The following is a 15,065-nucleotide window of genomic DNA, read 5'->3' on the forward strand; positions in this document are numbered from 1 at the left end:
GATGTCAGATTCAACGCCTACTGCTTTCGCCGCTCACCGTTTTTCCATCGCGCCGATGCTCGACTGGACCGACAGACACTGCCGTTATTTTCTGCGTCAGCTGTCGCGCCACACGCTGCTGTACACCGAAATGGTGACCACCGGTGCGATTATTCACGGCAAGGGCGACTATCTGGCCTACAGCGAAGAAGAGCATCCGGTCGCCCTGCAGCTCGGCGGCAGCGATCCGGCTGCGCTGGCACACTGCGCGAAGCTGGCGCAGGCGCGCGGCTACGATGAAATTAACCTGAACGTTGGCTGCCCGTCCGATCGCGTGCAGAACGGTATGTTCGGCGCCTGCCTGATGGGGAACGCGCAGCTGGTGGCAGACTGTATTAAAGCCATGCGCGACGTCGTGTCGATCCCGGTCACGGTGAAAACCCGTATCGGCATTGACGACCAGGACAGCTACGGGTTTCTGTGTGATTTTATCGAAACGGTATCCGGGAAAGGCGAGTGCGAGATGTTTATTATCCACGCGCGCAAAGCGTGGCTTTCGGGGCTGAGCCCTAAAGAGAACCGCGAGATCCCGCCGCTTGACTATCCGCGCGTTTACCAGCTGAAGCGTGATTTTCCGCATCTGACGATGGCGATTAACGGCGGCATTAAGTCGCTGGAAGAAGCAAAACAACATCTTGCGCATATGGACGGCGTGATGGTGGGCCGTGAGGCCTATCAGAATCCAGGCATTCTGGCGTCGGTGGATCGGGAAATTTTCGGCGTGGAAGGCGTCGATGCTGACCCGGTTTCCGTGGTCCGGGCGATGTATCCCTATATCGAACGCGAGCTTAGCAACGGTACTTATCTGGGGCACGTAACGCGCCATATGCTCGGGCTGTTTCAGGGGATCCCCGGGGCGCGCCAGTGGCGTCGCTATCTGAGCGAAAATGCGCATAAAGCCGGGGCGGACATCAACGTGCTGGAACAGGCGCTGAAACTGGTTGCCGACAAGCGTTAGTTTTTCACTAAAAACTGGTCAAATTCACCACGCCCTGCACGTATCGTGCCGGGCGTTTTTGTTATTATTCAATGGGTTATATTTGGCACGATTTTTGTAATATCCGGTAAGGTAGATTACATTTCTTTAGGGGAAAGACGATGCTGGAACTCTTATTCGTTATTGGCTTTTTTGTCATGTTATTGGTCACCGGCATTTCACTGCTGGGTATTATTGCCGCGATTGTCGTCGCGACCGCGCTGATGTTTGTCGGCGGTCTGTTTGCGTTAATGATTAAACTGCTGCCGTGGCTGCTGCTGGCCGTTGTTGTGGTTTGGGTGATTCGGGCGATAAAATCACCAACCGACAACCGTTATCGCGCTAATAACCGCTGGCGCTACTAAGGTATTGAGCGGTATGTCACAACCTGAAGATTTTTGCATAAAACAGCGTAGGCTTTGCTTATTAAATCTGTCACTATTAGCGGGTTAACGAATTCATCGTGCTGTACCCTACATACAGCCGAACAAAAAAAGTAAGGGCTTCCCATGTGGAAGCCCTAAACTTTAGTGCTCCGGCCATTACGGCAAGAGCAAACTTGAACCCTGCGTCGCCCGGCTTTCCAGCACCTCATGTGCGCGTCTGGCGTCGGTTAACGCATATTTTTGGCTCTCCGCGACATCCACTTTTATCACGCCGCTGGCGATCAGCGAAAACAGCTCGTTGCTGGCTTCCGTCAGCTCTTCACGCGTGGTGATATAGCCCTGCAGAGAAGGGCGGGTGACGTACAGCGAACCTTTTTGATTGAGGATCCCGAGATTGACGCCGGTCACCGGGCCGGAGGAGTTGCCGAAGCTCACCATCAGCCCCCGACGCTGCAGGCAGTCAAGGGAGGCTTCCCAGGTATCTTTCCCGACGGAATCATAAACCACGTGGACTTTCTTACCGTCGGTGATCTCTTTCAGGCGCTCGACGATATTCTCTTCGCGATAGTTAATGATCTGCCAGGCGCCGGCCTGTTTGGCGCGTTCAGCTTTTTGCGCGCTGCCGACGGTACCGATCAGCTTCGCGCCCAGCGCTTTGGCCCACTGACAGGCGATGAGCCCGACGCCGCCGGCCGCCGCATGAAATAAGAACGGCTCGCCCGCTTTGATCTCGTAGGTTTTCCGCAGCAGGTAATAGACCGTGAGCCCTTTCAGGAATGAGGCCGCCGCCTGCTCGAAAGAGATCGCGTCCGGCAAAATGGCGGCCTTATCCGCGGGCACGTTGTGGACGGTGCTATAGGCTCCCAGCGCCGATTGCGCGTAGACCACCCGATCGCCGGCTTTGATATGTTTCACGCCGCTGCCGACTTTGCTTACTACGCCAGCGGCTTCGGTACCCAGACCGCTCGGCAATGACGGGGGCGGGTAGAGGCCGCTGCGGATATAGGTATCAATGTAGTTGATGCCGATGGCCTTATTCTCTACCTGAATTTCGTGCTCTGCGGGATCTTTCGGCGTGAACTCCAGCGCTTGCAGAACATCAGGCCCTCCGTGCTGGTGAAATTCAATTCGTGTTGCCATGCTTCCTCCAGAAATGTGGTAATCTTTCGACCCATTCACTATCTCGGTAACTCCATTCACTATGGCAGGAAATAAACCCTTCAACAAACCACAGACTGAACCCCGCGAGCGTGATTATCAGCTCGATGGGTTGAAGGTCCCGCCGCACTCGATTGAAGCGGAACAGTCGGTGTTGGGCGGTTTAATGCTGGATAACGAACGCTGGGACGATGTTGCCGAGCGGGTTGTTTCGGAAGATTTTTATACCCGTCCGCATCGCCATATTTTCACCGAAATGGCGCGCCTGCAGGAATCGGGCAGCCCGATTGACCTGATTACGCTCGCCGAATCGCTGGAGCGTCAGGGGCAGCTGGACAGCGTCGGCGGCTTCGCCTACCTGGCGGAATTATCGAAAAATACGCCAAGTGCGGCGAACATCAGCGCTTATGCCGATATCGTCCGCGAACGTGCGGTGGTACGCGAAATGATCTCCGTGGCGAATGAAATCGCCGAGGCCGGTTTCGATCCCCAGGGCCGCACCAGCGAAGATCTGCTCGACCTCGCCGAATCCCGGGTGTTTAAAATTGCCGAAAGCCGCGCAAATAAAGACGAGGGGCCGAAGAATATCGCCGACGTGCTCGACGCTACCGTGGCGCGTATTGAACAGCTCTTCCAGCAGCCGCATGACGGCGTCACCGGGGTGAATACCGGCTATGACGATCTCAATAAAAAAACCGCCGGTCTTCAGCCGTCGGACCTGATTATCGTCGCCGCGCGTCCGTCAATGGGTAAGACGACTTTTGCGATGAACCTCGTGGAAAACGCGGCGATGCTGCAGGATAAGCCGGTACTCATCTTCAGTCTCGAGATGCCCTCGGAGCAGATTATGATGCGTTCTCTGGCCTCGCTGTCGCGCGTTGACCAGACCCGCATTCGTACCGGCCAGCTGGATGATGAAGACTGGGCGCGCATTTCCGGCACCATGGGAATTCTGCTGGAAAAACGTAACATCTATATTGATGACTCCTCCGGCCTGACGCCAACCGAAGTGCGCTCCCGCGCGCGGCGTATCGCCCGCGAGCACGGCGGCATCGGTCTTATTATGATCGACTACCTGCAGCTGATGCGCGTGCCGTCGCTCTCCGATAACCGTACGCTGGAAATCGCCGAAATTTCCCGCTCGCTCAAGGCGCTGGCGAAGGAGCTACAGGTGCCGGTGGTGGCGCTGTCGCAGCTTAACCGCTCGCTGGAACAGCGCGCGGATAAGCGCCCGGTCAACTCCGACCTGCGTGAGTCCGGCTCCATCGAGCAGGACGCCGACTTAATCATGTTTATCTACCGTGATGAGGTTTATCACGAAAACAGTGATTTAAAAGGTATCGCTGAAATTATTATTGGTAAACAGCGTAACGGCCCTATCGGGACGGTGCGCCTGACGTTTAACGGTCAGTGGTCGCGTTTTGATAATTATGCTGGGCCACAATACGACGACGAATAAATCTCCGTCATCCTTCATGCCGCAGATGCGTTGACTACGCCTGTTCACCCCGGTCACTTAGTTTACTAAGCTCCCGGGGATTCTCAGGCTTGTCGCCTTCCTGCAACACGAAGGATTTAGGAGATTCTTTTATTAAGGAATTCAAATGCAAGCGGCAACTGTAGTCATTAACCGCCGCGCTCTGCGACACAACCTGCAACGTCTGCGTGAACTGGCGCCCGCCAGCAAACTGGTTGCGGTGGTGAAAGCGAACGCCTACGGACACGGTCTTCTTGAGACCGCGCGAACGCTCCCGGACGCCGATGCTTTTGGCGTCGCCCGTCTTGAAGAAGCCCTGCGCCTGCGCGCGGGCGGTATCCCCCAGCCGATCTTGCTGCTGGAGGGATTCTTTGAGGCCGCCGACCTGCCGGTGATCTCCGCCCAGCGCCTGCACACGGCGGTACACAGCCCGGAGCAGCTGGCTGCGCTGGAGGAAGCGGATTTACCCGAGCCGGTAACCGTATGGATGAAGCTGGACACCGGGATGCATCGATTAGGCGTTCTGCCCGAACAGGCCGAAGCCTTTTATCAGCGCCTGAGCCAGTGTAAAAACGTCCGCCAGCCGGTCAATATCGTGAGCCATTTTGCCCGTGCGGATGAGCCTGAGTGCGGCGCGACCGAACGTCAGCTGGATATCTTTACCACCTTCACGGAAGGGAAACCGGGGCTGCGCTCAATCGCCGCATCCGGCGGTATATTGCTATGGCCGCAGTCGCACTTCGACTGGGCGCGTCCGGGGATTATTCTCTACGGCGTATCGCCGCTCGACGGTGGATCCACCGGCGCGGATTTTGGCTGCCAGCCGGTGATGTCTCTGACCTCCAGCCTGATCGCGGTCCGCGAGCATAAAGCCGGCGAGCCGGTGGGCTACGGCGGAACCTGGGTCAGCGAGCGTGATACGCGTTTAGGCGTTGTGGCGATGGGCTACGGTGACGGCTATCCGCGCGCCGCGCCGTCAGGCACGCCGGTACTGGTTAACGGCCGTGAAGTGCCGATTGTCGGACGCGTAGCGATGGATATGATTTGCGTCGATCTCGGGCCTGAAGCACAGGACCACGCTGGCGACGCGGTCGTGCTGTGGGGCGAAGGCCTCCCCGTCGAGCGGATTGCCGAAATTACAAAAGTAAGTGCTTACGAACTTATTACGCGCCTGACTTCACGGGTATCCATGAAGTACGTGGATTAATGTCAGCCAGCGCGCTTTCCCCCGGTGGCGGCTGACGCCTTACCGGGGCTACGGGGCCGCTACCGGCTACGGGCCGGTAGCCCGGATAAGGCGGTTTAAGCCGCCATCCGGGATGGGCGTTCACGTTGTTGCGTCAAATCCAGCCCGTTCTGTTTTATCCGCCAACATCCCCTCGACCTTCTTTCACATCCAGTTTATTGTGTTATAACGAGCCCATGTAAACCTGGAGAAACATCGCGTGTTTCAGAAAGTTGACGCCTACGCTGGCGACCCCATTCTCTCCCTGATGGAGCGTTTTAAAGACGATCCGCGTAGTGACAAAGTAAATCTCAGCATCGGTCTTTATTACAACGAAGACGGCATCATTCCGCAGCTGAAGGCGGTTGCCGAAGCGGAAGCACGTCTTAACGCCCAGCCGCACGGCGCCTCAATCTATTTACCGATGGAAGGGCTGAACACCTATCGCCACGCGATTGCGTCGCTGCTGTTCGGGGGCGATCATTCGGTACTGGCGCAGCATCGCGTGGCCTCTATTCAGACGCTGGGCGGCTCCGGAGCCCTGAAAGTCGGCGCTGACTTCCTGAAACGCTACTTCCCGGGCTCGCGCGTATGGGTCAGCGACCCGACGTGGGAAAACCACATCGCTATATTTGAAGGGGCTGGATTCGAAGTAAGTACTTACCCTTGGTTTGATGATAAAACCAATGGCGTGCGTTTCGCGGCTTTCCTTGAAAAACTCAATACGCTACCGGAACGCGATATCGTGCTGCTGCATCCCTGCTGCCATAACCCAACGGGAGCCGATCTTACCAACGCTCAGTGGGATCAAGTGGTTGAGGTGCTGAAAGCGCGTAATTTGATTCCTTTCCTCGACATCGCCTATCAGGGCTTTGGCGCCGGCATGGAAGAGGATGCCTACGCTATCCGCGCTATAGCGAACGCCGGGATGCCTATGCTGGTCAGCAACTCGTTCTCGAAAATCTTCTCCCTGTACGGTGAGCGCGTTGGCGGGCTGTCGATCGTCTGTGAAGATACTGAAACCGCGGGGCGCGTACTGGGGCAATTAAAAGCGACCGTACGTCGCAACTACTCCAGCCCGCCGAACTTTGGCGCGCAGGTGGTTGCGGCGGTGTTGGGCGACAGCGCGCTGAAAGCCTCATGGCTGGCGGAAGTGGAAGGGATGCGCACCCGTATTCTGGCCATGCGTCAGGAGCTGGTTGATGTGCTGAAAGAGACGGTTCCGGGCGGTGATTTTGACTATCTGCTCAAGCAGCGCGGCATGTTTAGCTATACCGGTTTCAGCGCGGCCCAGGTTGACCGCCTGCGCGATGAGTTTGGCGTCTACCTGATTGCCAGCGGCCGCATGTGCGTCGCGGGGCTGAATGCAGGAAACGTGCGCCGCGTAGCGCAGGCGTTTGCTGCGGTAATATAAGTTCTTCCTGACCTTTTGCCCGCGCCAAATCATGACGCGGGCAATTCGCTTTCCGAAGTGTGATCATTCTCTTTTTATATGACATCAGAGCAGAAAAACCTTCCTATCCGCCTTCGCGGGGGGTAAGGTCTGGGTGCATTAATAAGCGTACACATTATTGAAAATTATAACGATTCGATTATTTAGGGAAAAATATGCGCAAGATCACCCTGGCCTTTGGGGCCGTCTGCTTACTGTTCACGCTAAATAGCTCCGTCGTTGCTCGCGCCTCCACACCGCAGCCGCTGTGGACGGGCACCAATATGGCGAAACTCGCCGAACAGGCGCCGATCCATTGGGTTTCCGTCGCCCAGATTGAAAATAGCCTGCTGGGACGCCAGCCGATGGCCGTCGGTTTTGATATTGATGATACCGTCCTGTTCTCCAGCCCGGGCTTCTGGCGCGGGCAGAAAACCTATTCCCCCGGCAGCGATGATTACCTGAAAAATCCGGAGTTCTGGGAAAAAATGAACAACGGCTGGGATGAATTCAGCATGCCGAAAGAGGTGGCGCGCCAGCTGATTGCGATGCACGTAAAGCGCGGCGATAGCATCTATTTCGTTACCGGCCGTAGCCAGACCAAAACCGAAACGGTATCAAAAACCCTGCAGGATGATTTTCTCATCCCGGCGGCGAATATGAACCCGGTTATTTTTGCCGGCGATAAACCTGGCCAGAACACCAAAACGCAGTGGCTGCAGGAGAAAGGCATCAAAGTTTTCTACGGCGATTCGGATAACGATATCTCCGCTGCCCGCGAGGTGGGTGCTCGTGGGATCCGTATCTTGCGGGCCTCAAACTCTTCCTATAAGCCGCTGCCGATGGCGGGCGCTCAGGGTGAAGAGGTCATTGTGAATTCAGAATATTAAGCTGCCCGCCGGCTTAATCATCAATCGCTAAAACGGCAGCCGGCACGCTGCCGTTTTTTTGTGCAAAATAGCGTGCCAAAGGTTTTACCTTTTCGCTTATTGCTGCACACTTAGGAAGGTTCATTAGTAAAAGGAGTGGTTTATGTGGCATCAGCAAACCCTGACGTTAGGCCCGAAAGTACGGGGCTTCCATCTGGTCACTGATGAAATTCTCGGGCAAATCCGCGAAATATCGCGGGTGAAAACTGGCCTGCTGCATTTGCTGCTCCAGCATACATCTGCTTCCCTGACGCTAAACGAAAACTGCGATCCGACCGTTCGCTTCGATATGGAGCAGCATTTTCTGCACGCCGTACCGGAGAACGCACCGTATGAACACGATTATGAAGGTCCTGATGACATGCCCTCGCACATTAAGTCGTCGATGCTGGGCGTATCGCTGATGCTGCCCGTACGGGATGGCAGCGTCAGGCTGGGGACCTGGCAGGGGATCTGGCTCGGGGAGCATCGTATTCATGGCGGATCGCGCCATATCATCGCGACGCTGATGGGGGAATAAAAATGACAATTTCGGATTTATTGCAGTACTGCATGGCAAAGCCGGGCGCCGAACAAAGCGTACATAGCGACTGGAAAGCGACGCAGATCAAAGCGGCGGACGTCCTGTTTGCGATGGTAAAAGAGGTTGAGGACAACCGGCCAGCGGTATCGTTAAAGACCAGCCCTGAGCTTGCGGAACTGTTGAGGCAGCAGCATCGCGATGTTCGCCCCAGCAAACATCTCAATAAAGCCCACTGGAGTACGGTGTTTCTTGACGGCTCCCTGCCTGATTCGCAAATTTATTATCTGGTGGATGCTTCCTACCAGCAGGCGCTTGATTCGCTTTCCGAGGCTAAGCGTAAGCTGTTGCCATAGCGCTAAATTCTGCCCAGCAGCGCCAGCAGGGTCACATCAAACAGACGAAGCAGCGTGGACTGCAGATGCGCCTGCATGGCGATCTGTTCGTTGTTGGCGCGAATGCTGGCAATATCGCGCTGCCCTTGCAGGAGCAGAATGAGGTCGTCCTGACTTAACCAGCCGCGAGCTTTCTCCTGTAACGCCTGAAGCGTGAGCATCCCGGCGTCGCGAATGTCGCTGTCTTCATCATTTACAATCGCGTGCATAAGCTGCAACCACTCTGCCGTATTCACGCCGGCGCCGGCCAGCTGGGCGCTTAACTCTTCTATGGTGGACATGCTTATCTCCCTGAACGCTGTTGTTCGCCGTTGATGGCCTGCTGGTAAAGTTTTTCCGTCTGTTGCGCCAGAATTCCGGCCTCGAAAGGCGTCAGCGCTCTCTCCTGGGGGACGACGCGCCGGTACAGCCGCTGATAATTTTTCTCCAGCACGTGAAGATTACTCTGCCGTAGCGCATCGCTATCGCTTAACGCCAGGCTGAATAGCGGGCGAATCTGGCGATCCTCGTAACTGAGCAAGCGTTGGTCGAGTGGCGCTGCCGCCGCGTCGCTGATGAACTGCAGATGAAGCTGTTCCAGCATCAGCAGCTGCTGATGAGCCGCGCTGCTGTAGCCGTCTATCCAGCTGCAGGCGGTCAGCGCGAATAACGCCGCGACGAGCGAAAATCGATAAAGTCCGTGTTTTAAGTACATGATGCATCCTGCAATTTTTGGCGGTGGTGCTATCTGATAACAGATGCCGTCCGGCCGCAAATCACAAAATATCAGCGGGAGAAAATGAGAGGAAATGAGGCCTCTTCCCGGGACGGGAAGAGGCAGATGAGATTATTTCAGCATGGGCTTGAGGAAGCGAGCCGTATAGGAGGCCTCGCACTCGGCGACCGTTTCCGGCGTACCGGAAACGAGGATCTCTCCGCCGCCGCTTCCGCCTTCCGGCCCAAGGTCAACGATCCAGTCAGCCGTCTTGATGACATCCAGGTTGTGCTCAATCACCACGATGGTATTCCCCTGGTCGCGCAGCTGGTGCAGAACCTCCAGCAGCTGCTGAATATCGGCAAAGTGCAGACCGGTGGTCGGTTCATCAAGGATATACAGCGTTTGCCCGGTACCGCGTTTGGACAGCTCGCGCGCCAGCTTGACGCGCTGGGCCTCGCCGCCGGAGAGCGTGGTAGCCGACTGACCAAGGCGAATATAGGTCAGACCGACGTCCATCAGCGTTTGCAGCTTACGCGCCAGCGCCGGAACCGCATCGAAGAACTCACGCGCTTCTTCAATGGTCATATCCAGCACTTCATGAATCGTTTTGCCTTTGTACTTAATCTCCAGCGTTTCGCGGTTATAGCGTTTGCCTTTGCACTGGTCGCACGGTACGTAGATATCCGGCAGGAAGTGCATCTCGACTTTGATCACGCCATCGCCCTGGCAGGCTTCACAGCGGCCGCCGCGCACGTTAAAACTGAAGCGGCCGGGCGTGTAGCCACGCGAACGTGATTCAGGTACGCCGGCAAACAGTTCACGGACCGGCGTAAAGACGCCGGTGTAGGTTGCGGGGTTAGAACGCGGCGTACGGCCGATGGGGCTCTGGTCGATATCGATCACTTTGTCGAAATGTTCCAGCCCCTGCACGTCGCGGTAAGGTGCCGGTTCCGCGATGGTGGCGCCGTTGAGCTGACGCTGGGCAATCGGGAACAGCGTGTCGTTGATCAGCGTGGATTTACCCGACCCGGAAACGCCGGTGATACAGGTGAAGAGACCCACCGGCAGCGTCAGCGTTACGTCTTTCAGGTTGTTGCCGCGCGCGCCGGACAGCTTCAGCACTTTCTCCGGATTGGCGGGTACGCGCTGTTTCGGCACTTCGATTTTACGCTTGCCGCTCATGAACTGGCCGGTCAGCGATTCCGGCACCGCCATAATATCTTCCAGCTTGCCTTCAGCCACGACCTGACCGCCGTGTACCCCAGCCCCCGGACCGATATCGATAACGTGGTCGGCGGCGCGAATGGCGTCTTCATCGTGCTCAACGACAATCACGGTGTTGCCGAGGTTTCGCAGGTGGATCAGCGTGCCCAGCAGGCGTTCGTTATCGCGCTGGTGCAGGCCGATAGAGGGCTCATCCAGTACGTACATGACGCCGACCAGGCCTGCGCCGATCTGGCTGGCGAGGCGGATACGCTGCGCTTCGCCGCCGGAGAGGGTTTCCGCCGAACGGGAGAGCGTCAGGTAGTTCAGACCGACGTTGACGAGGAATTTCAGGCGATCGCCAATCTCTTTCAGTACTTTTTCAGCAATTTGCGCACGCTGGCCGGAGAGCTTCAGGTTGTTGAAGAAGTCCATCGCGTGGCCGATGCTCATATCCGAGATGGTCGGCAGCGGGGTATTCTCCACAAACACGTGCCGCGCTTCGCGCTTCAGGCGGGTCCCTTCACAGCTGGTGCAGGGACGGTTGCTGATGAATTTCGCTAACTCTTCACGTACTGCGCTGGATTCCGTTTCTTTATAACGGCGCTCCATGTTGTGCAGCACGCCTTCGAACGGATGGCGGCGCACCGAGGTATCGCCGCGATCGTTCATATATTTGAATTCAATATTCTCTTTGCCTGAGCCGTACAGAACCACTTTTTGTACGCTGCTATTCAGCGTGCCCCAGGGCGCTTCCACATCGAATTCATAATGTTCCGCCAGCGACTTCAGCATCTGGAAGTAGTAAAAATTGCGCCGATCCCAGCCGCGAATCGCCCCGCCAGCCAGCGACAGCTCTGGGTTCTGAATGACGCGTTCCGGATCGAAATACTGCTGGACGCCGAGACCATCACAGGTCGGGCAAGCGCCAGCCGGGTTGTTGAAGGAGAACAGGCGCGGTTCCAGTTCGCGCATGCTGTAGCCGCAAATCGGGCAGGCGAAGTTGGCGGAAAACAGCAGCTCTTCGGCTTTCGGATCGTCCATATTGGCGACGATGGCGGTGCCGCCCGACAGCTCCAGCGCGGTTTCAAAAGACTCGGCCAGGCGCGTGCTGAGATCGTCGCGCACCTTAAAGCGGTCAATCACCACTTCAATGGTATGTTTCTTCTGCAGCTCCAGCTTCGGCGGATCGGAGAGATCGCAGACCTCGCCGTCGATCCTCGCGCGGATGTAGCCCTGCCCGGCGAGATTTTCCAGCGTTTTGTTATGCTCGCCTTTGCGCTCTTTAATGATCGGCGCCAGCAGCATCAGGCGCTGGCCTTCTGGCTGGGAGAGCACGTTATCGACCATCTGGCTCACGGTTTGCGCCGCCAGCGGAACGTCGTGATCCGGGCAGCGCGGCTCGCCGACGCGCGCGTACAGCAGACGCAGGTAGTCGTGAATTTCGGTAATGGTGCCTACCGTTGAACGGGGGTTGTGGGACGTTGATTTCTGTTCAATGGAAATCGCCGGCGACAGCCCTTCAATATGGTCGACGTCGGGCTTCTCCATCAGCGACAGGAACTGCCGCGCGTAGGCGGAGAGCGACTCAACGTAGCGACGCTGCCCTTCGGCATACAACGTGTCGAAAGCCAGTGAGGATTTGCCTGAACCCGAAAGCCCGGTGACGACAATGAGTTTGTCGCGCGGGATGACGAGGTTGATATTTTTGAGATTGTGGGTGCGGGCGCCCCGAACTTCGATCTTATCCATTCACCTTTCCCGGTAGATACGCGGATTGCCTGGTTTGTTAGAAGGACAAACGGCAGAAACGGCTAATTATGACACAATTTAACCTGTTTGAATATACAGTATTGGAATGCATTTTCCGGTGGGATGTGTAAAAATGTCGCACCGCGAGAGTTATCTGGAACCTACTTCCCAGCTATCAACATAGCACCTGGAAATGGTACACTCGCGCGTTTACACTATTAAGAAACGCATTCAGGAGACACAAACATGGCCAGCAGAGGCGTAAACAAGGTGATTCTCGTCGGTAATCTGGGCCAGGACCCGGAAGTACGCTACATGCCGAGTGGTGGCGCAGTTGCCAACATTACGCTGGCTACTTCCGAATCCTGGCGTGATAAAGCGACCGGTGAGATGAAAGAGCAGACCGAATGGCACCGTGTTGTGCTGTTCGGCAAACTGGCGGAAGTGGCCGGCGAGTATCTGCGTAAAGGTTCTCAGGTCTATATTGAAGGCCAGCTGCGTACCCGTAAATGGACTGACCAATCCGGTCAGGAAAAATACACTACCGAGGTTGTCGTTAACGTTGGCGGCACGATGCAAATGCTCGGCGGTCGTCAGCAGGGCGCGGGCGCCCCGGCAGGCGGTGGTCAGCAGCAGGGCGGTTGGGGCCAGCCTCAGCAGCCGCAGGGCGGAAACCAGTTCAGCGGCGGCGCGCAGTCTCGTCCGCAGCAGCAGGCGCCGGCAGCCCCTTCCAATGAGCCGCCGATGGACTTTGATGACGATATTCCGTTCTAACGAAGCGTTAGCGTCGTAAAGTCATCTCTGAAAAAGCCCCTGTTCGGGGCTTTTTCTATTTTGTCACCCAGGCCATCTGCGCTATTTCACTGCGTGGCAGGTGTGGCAGGTGTGGCAGGTGCGGCAGGTGCGGCTGGCATCCCCACTGTCGGCACGACCTGATTTTTGGCGGCCGTCGTCGCCTGCTGCTTACGCGCCATTTCATCCACGATCAGCCGGTAAGCGATGTAATACTTATAGATATTGCTGACATAGCTTACGGTCTCGGAGCCGATCTTCTCGGCGGCCAGATACTCCACGTTGCCAAACCAGACGTTCGGATCAAAACCGCGCTTTTTGGTATCCGCCCGCAGCCGGGCGATGCGCGCGGGGCCCGCGTTATAAGAAGCGAATGAGAACAGCGCCTTATCAAGCTGGGTCATCGGTTCATCGCCATAGTAGCGGTCTATCATCCAGCGCATATATTTCACCCCGGCATGAATATTAGGGTCGAGCTGCTTAATATCGCCGACCTTCAGCTCCTTGCCGGTGCTCGGCATCACCTGCATAACGCCAATTGCGCCGACGTGGCTACGCACCGACTGATTTAGCCGCGACTCCTGATAGCCCTGCGCGGCCATCAGCAGCCAGTCAACATCGTAGCGATCGCCATATTTGCGGAAGATCTCCACCATGGTCAGAAATTTACGCCGCTCTTTTTGCGCCGCCGCGTTTTTAACGTACCTGGCATCCTTCAGGTAGCGCAGCAGAATCGTATTACCCAACTTGCTGCCCTGACGATTCTTGTTGATGAATTCATTAAGCAAGGCCAGCAGCTGCGGGCTATTGTTGCGTACCGCCCAGCCGATATTGCCTTCGTTGCGCAGAATGATGTTCTGATGAACCTGAACGTTGGGGAAAACCTGTTTCCAGAACAGAGCCTTGTGGCGGTCAACGACGGTCAATGGAATCAGGCCCGCGTTAAGCATCTCTATCAGATCTTCATCCTCCAGCGCTTCGGGCGCCGGTTCGATGGTGATGGGGGGCAGCGATTGCTGGGCAAAGCGCGCGTTGAGCGCGACCAGGCTCTCGTAATAGCTCGATGAGGTACGCACAAAGACCGTTTTACCGGAAAGCTGCTGCAGATTTTCCACTTTGGGCGAGCCGGGGCCGGAAAGAAGCAGCTCCTGAACGTGAGAGTAGATTGGCGCGGTAAAGGTCATCTCCTGCTGGCGAGCGGGGGTAATCGTCAGGTTAGCGGCGATAATATCCCCCTTACCGGCGTTAAGCGCGCTGATGAGCTGGTCGCGGGCAACCGGAACAAAGATGATACGGACCTTAAGATGACGATGTTTGAGCTTTTTCTCCTTCGTCAGGCTTTGATTGAGGCTTCGCTCAAACTCCATAAAAATATCGTGAGTGGCGCCGCGCTGCGTCCCTTTGTTAATAAAGAAAAAGGTTTTGCTGAAGGTGGTTAATACGCGAATGGTTCGCCGGTCGAGCATACCCGGTAAATCTCCCTTCCATGGCTGCAGCATATCGTCAACGTTGACTTCAAGGGCCTCGCGCTCCTCGGGCTCTGACAGTTTATTCTCTGTGGCGGCGTAAACGGATGTGAAGCATAGCAGGGCGGCAAGGCATGCAAGTCCGCCGACAAGGTATCGATAGAACGACGACGTATTCATGGCGCGGTGCTCCGCAGGGGGATTTTCTTATTTTAGTCAATTTCTGGGCGTTAGCATGCCCGGCGATCGAGAATGTCGGTCGGTTAATCAACTATTTTATTAATTAACAGGCTCAGTATTTATAGTGGAATAATAAAGAAATGGATATCGGTAATTGTGGAGAGAATATGCTTAGATTGTGTTTTTTTAGTGTGGATATATTTTAATTATTTAAAGTGCAAATTAGGAATAAGCGCAAGTAATTATTTCATCTTTTTGTTTTTATTGGGTTATTTAAAATTATTGCTGTGATGCATAATTATCCACTTGATAATAAATCTCATTTCTAATAACGTTGTGTGGCACAATACTCCTATTACTGCTGTTCGGCGAATGCTATCAAAGAATAGCGCGGTGCGTTTATTTCTTCATTTTTGCCAGAGTAATAAATCTATTTTG

General features: G+C 55.7%; 15 protein-coding genes. 9 read left to right on the forward strand and 6 right to left on the reverse strand.

The genetic code is table 11. The features are described from left to right. The first annotated feature begins 1 nt into the window (after window position 1). A complete protein-coding gene (gene dusA, locus ACESQ2_RS21055) occupies window positions 2-997 on the forward strand; it encodes a tRNA dihydrouridine(20/20a) synthase DusA (RefSeq protein WP_032750020.1) in 996 nt (331 codons plus the stop codon). A 140-nt stretch (window positions 998-1,137) separates the two neighbouring features. Next, window positions 1,138-1,380 (forward strand): envelope stress response protein PspG, encoded by a 243-nt coding sequence (gene pspG, locus ACESQ2_RS21060; RefSeq protein ID WP_014227543.1) that lies wholly within the window; start codon window positions 1,138-1,140, stop codon window positions 1,378-1,380. A 177-nt stretch (window positions 1,381-1,557) separates the two neighbouring features. Here the strand turns inward: pspG and ACESQ2_RS21065 are convergent, their stop codons facing one another. After that, window positions 1,558-2,541: a quinone oxidoreductase gene (locus tag ACESQ2_RS21065; protein WP_014227544.1), complete on the reverse strand. Its 984-nt coding sequence runs from the start codon at window positions 2,539-2,541 to the stop codon at window positions 1,558-1,560. A gap of 61 nt (window positions 2,542-2,602) precedes the next feature. On the opposite strand from ACESQ2_RS21065, the gene dnaB reads away from it, so the two are divergent. From dnaB to aphA, 4 genes are all read left to right on the forward strand, one after another. Beyond that, window positions 2,603-4,018, forward strand: coding sequence for a replicative DNA helicase (gene dnaB, locus ACESQ2_RS21070; protein ID WP_004097788.1), 1,416 nt, complete (start codon window positions 2,603-2,605; stop codon window positions 4,016-4,018). Between the two features lie 145 nt (window positions 4,019-4,163). Beyond that, entirely contained in the window at window positions 4,164-5,243 is a 1,080-nt protein-coding gene (gene alr / locus ACESQ2_RS21075; protein ID WP_224260613.1) for an alanine racemase, read from the forward strand. Window positions 5,244-5,481: 238 nt separating this feature from the next. Further along, the gene (gene tyrB / locus ACESQ2_RS21080; RefSeq protein ID WP_032747494.1) at window positions 5,482-6,675 is read left to right on the forward strand and encodes an aromatic amino acid transaminase; all 1,194 of its coding nucleotides are present in this window, start codon (window positions 5,482-5,484) and stop codon (window positions 6,673-6,675) included. A 194-nt stretch (window positions 6,676-6,869) separates the two neighbouring features. Then, window positions 6,870-7,583, forward strand: coding sequence for an acid phosphatase AphA (gene aphA, locus ACESQ2_RS21085; RefSeq protein ID WP_004097791.1), 714 nt, complete (start codon window positions 6,870-6,872; stop codon window positions 7,581-7,583). A 13-nt stretch (window positions 7,584-7,596) separates the two neighbouring features. Here the strand turns inward: aphA and ACESQ2_RS21090 are convergent, their stop codons facing one another. Further along, a complete protein-coding gene (locus ACESQ2_RS21090; protein WP_157214916.1) occupies window positions 7,597-7,734 on the reverse strand; it encodes a hypothetical protein in 138 nt (45 codons plus the stop codon). On the opposite strand from ACESQ2_RS21090, the gene ACESQ2_RS21095 reads away from it, so the two are divergent. Both ACESQ2_RS21095 and ACESQ2_RS21100 read left to right on the forward strand, forming a co-directional pair. After that, complete coding sequence (locus ACESQ2_RS21095) at window positions 7,726-8,142, forward strand: secondary thiamine-phosphate synthase enzyme YjbQ (protein ID WP_048262067.1); 417 nt, start codon at window positions 7,726-7,728, stop codon at window positions 8,140-8,142. The genes ACESQ2_RS21090 and ACESQ2_RS21095 overlap by 9 nt on opposite strands. 2 nt (window positions 8,143-8,144) lie before the next feature. Then, window positions 8,145-8,498, forward strand: a complete 354-nt coding sequence (locus ACESQ2_RS21100) for an MmcQ/YjbR family DNA-binding protein (RefSeq protein ID WP_004097793.1) — start codon at window positions 8,145-8,147, stop codon at window positions 8,496-8,498. Window positions 8,499-8,500: 2 nt separating this feature from the next. On the opposite strand, the gene ACESQ2_RS21105 is transcribed toward ACESQ2_RS21100, so the two are convergent. From ACESQ2_RS21105 to uvrA, 3 genes are all read right to left on the reverse strand, one after another. After that, the gene (locus ACESQ2_RS21105) at window positions 8,501-8,818 is read right to left on the reverse strand and encodes a hypothetical protein (protein WP_004097794.1); all 318 of its coding nucleotides are present in this window, start codon (window positions 8,816-8,818) and stop codon (window positions 8,501-8,503) included. A 2-nt stretch (window positions 8,819-8,820) separates the two neighbouring features. Then, complete coding sequence (locus ACESQ2_RS21110) at window positions 8,821-9,231, reverse strand: hypothetical protein (RefSeq protein WP_049083112.1); 411 nt, start codon at window positions 9,229-9,231, stop codon at window positions 8,821-8,823. Between the two features lie 132 nt (window positions 9,232-9,363). Then, window positions 9,364-12,189, reverse strand: coding sequence for an excinuclease ABC subunit UvrA (gene uvrA / locus ACESQ2_RS21115; RefSeq protein ID WP_004097797.1), 2,826 nt, complete (start codon window positions 12,187-12,189; stop codon window positions 9,364-9,366). Window positions 12,190-12,435: 246 nt separating this feature from the next. Between uvrA and ssb1 the strand changes: the two genes are divergently transcribed. After that, window positions 12,436-12,963 (forward strand): single-stranded DNA-binding protein SSB1, encoded by a 528-nt coding sequence (gene ssb1 / locus ACESQ2_RS21120; RefSeq protein WP_004097799.1) that lies wholly within the window; start codon window positions 12,436-12,438, stop codon window positions 12,961-12,963. Window positions 12,964-13,049: 86 nt separating this feature from the next. Here ssb1 and ACESQ2_RS21125 read toward each other — a convergent pair whose 3' ends face one another. Beyond that, window positions 13,050-14,627 (reverse strand): transglycosylase SLT domain-containing protein, encoded by a 1,578-nt coding sequence (locus ACESQ2_RS21125; RefSeq protein ID WP_373171206.1) that lies wholly within the window; start codon window positions 14,625-14,627, stop codon window positions 13,050-13,052. Window positions 14,628-15,065: the final 438 nt, after the last annotated feature.

Origin of the sequence: Klebsiella sp. Q11, from assembly GCF_964241505.1 — a bacterium.
GTDB classification, from domain to species: Bacteria; Pseudomonadota; Gammaproteobacteria; order Enterobacterales; family Enterobacteriaceae; genus Klebsiella; species Klebsiella michiganensis.

What these genes read in the sequence shown, in the direction of transcription:
- ACESQ2_RS21090 (WP_157214916.1), bottom strand. Translation starts at nt 7,734, where the DNA reads ATGCCACATAAACCACTCCTTTTACTAATGAACCTTCCTAAGTGTGCA.
- ACESQ2_RS21065 (WP_014227544.1), bottom strand. Translation starts at nt 2,541, where the DNA reads ATGGCAACACGAATTGAATTTCACCAGCACGGAGGGCCTGATGTTCTG.
- dusA (WP_032750020.1), top strand. Translation starts at nt 2, where the DNA reads ATGTCAGATTCAACGCCTACTGCTTTCGCCGCTCACCGTTTTTCCATC.
- ACESQ2_RS21110 (WP_049083112.1), bottom strand. Translation starts at nt 9,231, where the DNA reads ATGTACTTAAAACACGGACTTTATCGATTTTCGCTCGTCGCGGCGTTA.
- ACESQ2_RS21125 (WP_373171206.1), bottom strand. Translation starts at nt 14,627, where the DNA reads ATGAATACGTCGTCGTTCTATCGATACCTTGTCGGCGGACTTGCATGC.
- uvrA (WP_004097797.1), bottom strand. Translation starts at nt 12,189, where the DNA reads ATGGATAAGATCGAAGTTCGGGGCGCCCGCACCCACAATCTCAAAAAT.
- aphA (WP_004097791.1), top strand. Translation starts at nt 6,870, where the DNA reads ATGCGCAAGATCACCCTGGCCTTTGGGGCCGTCTGCTTACTGTTCACG.
- ssb1 (WP_004097799.1), top strand. Translation starts at nt 12,436, where the DNA reads ATGGCCAGCAGAGGCGTAAACAAGGTGATTCTCGTCGGTAATCTGGGC.
- pspG (WP_014227543.1), top strand. Translation starts at nt 1,138, where the DNA reads ATGCTGGAACTCTTATTCGTTATTGGCTTTTTTGTCATGTTATTGGTC.
- dnaB (WP_004097788.1), top strand. Translation starts at nt 2,603, where the DNA reads ATGGCAGGAAATAAACCCTTCAACAAACCACAGACTGAACCCCGCGAG.
- ACESQ2_RS21100 (WP_004097793.1), top strand. Translation starts at nt 8,145, where the DNA reads ATGACAATTTCGGATTTATTGCAGTACTGCATGGCAAAGCCGGGCGCC.
- ACESQ2_RS21105 (WP_004097794.1), bottom strand. Translation starts at nt 8,818, where the DNA reads ATGTCCACCATAGAAGAGTTAAGCGCCCAGCTGGCCGGCGCCGGCGTG.
- alr (WP_224260613.1), top strand. Translation starts at nt 4,164, where the DNA reads ATGCAAGCGGCAACTGTAGTCATTAACCGCCGCGCTCTGCGACACAAC.
- ACESQ2_RS21095 (WP_048262067.1), top strand. Translation starts at nt 7,726, where the DNA reads ATGTGGCATCAGCAAACCCTGACGTTAGGCCCGAAAGTACGGGGCTTC.